Origin of the sequence: Photobacterium sp. GB-72 (assembly GCF_003026095.1) — a bacterium.
GTDB lineage: Bacteria > Pseudomonadota > Gammaproteobacteria > Enterobacterales > Vibrionaceae > Photobacterium.
Map to the genome: position 1 here is coordinate 1 of NZ_PYNV01000045.1, position 1017 is coordinate 1017.

1 protein-coding gene is annotated in these 1017 nt (G+C 30.6%); it reads right to left on the minus strand.

From position 1 onward, the window contains the following. Window positions 1-874: 874 nt before the first annotated feature. A partial coding sequence (locus tag C9J40_RS22365; RefSeq protein ID WP_146144975.1) for a hypothetical protein occupies window positions 875-1017 on the minus strand: 143 nt, incomplete at its 5' end.

Consider the following 1017-nt stretch of genomic DNA (forward strand, 5'->3'; position numbering starts at 1 on the left):
GTGCATCTTCGTAAGAAGTGGCAGTAACGATTTCGATAGTACGGCTTTCTAATTCAGCGATTAATGATTTAGTTGCACGATCGGCAAAGCTGTTTGGAGTAATGTTTTGGTGCTCAATAACGAGAGCGCGCATTTTATTAGTACTATTATTGTTGTTCATAATAACGCCTGAATAGAATGGTTGATTCTGATATATATCGATTTATAAGTGATATAAAGCAATAAAATATCTGGCAGAATTTATTGAGAATAAAATAAACAACCTCTTAATTAATATCACTATTAAAGGTAAGGGAATTGATGTTTATTATTTTTATTCTTACTACTTGTTTATTAACAAGTGATTTTTTGTATTTAAATTCGAGAAATTTAAATAATTAAAATATAACTCTTATTTTTAAGAATGATATTTTAAGTTGAATCGTTATCTTGTCTTCGAGGTATATAATGCGCTCTTTTCACAAAAATAAAACCATATAAACGGAATGAATTATTGCATTTTTACTAAAAAATAAGCCGATAAGTATCATTATTCGACCATGTTTTTTCATAAATCGTTCTCTAATGTTACCTTTGATGTCTATTTTGAGGTTAAATCCTTTTTTTACAATAACTTATCTTTGTGTTGTCTGATGTCATATCAAATGCAAATAATGGCTATGTTTTTATTATGCAAAAATAATGAAAATAAATTCACACAAGAATGTGTATTTATTTTCGTAAGTGTAGGTAAAGTAAGATTTAATTTGTATTCCTCTTTATTTAGTCTAAGTAAACTCAGTGTGTGAGGAATATCTGGCATGATTTAAACGCATAAAAAAATCCCCACTCAATGAGTGGGGATTTAGGGTAGTCACGTTATCGACTTAGTCGATTATAGAGCGTCTTTTTTGATACAAAGAACGTGGTATTTACCGTCTTCGATCTCTGCGCCTTCAGTTTCGTGTTCGAAACCTGGGAATTCTGCATCCCATGCTTCTAGTGCTTTCAAGTACTGGATTTGAGGACTTGTTTCGT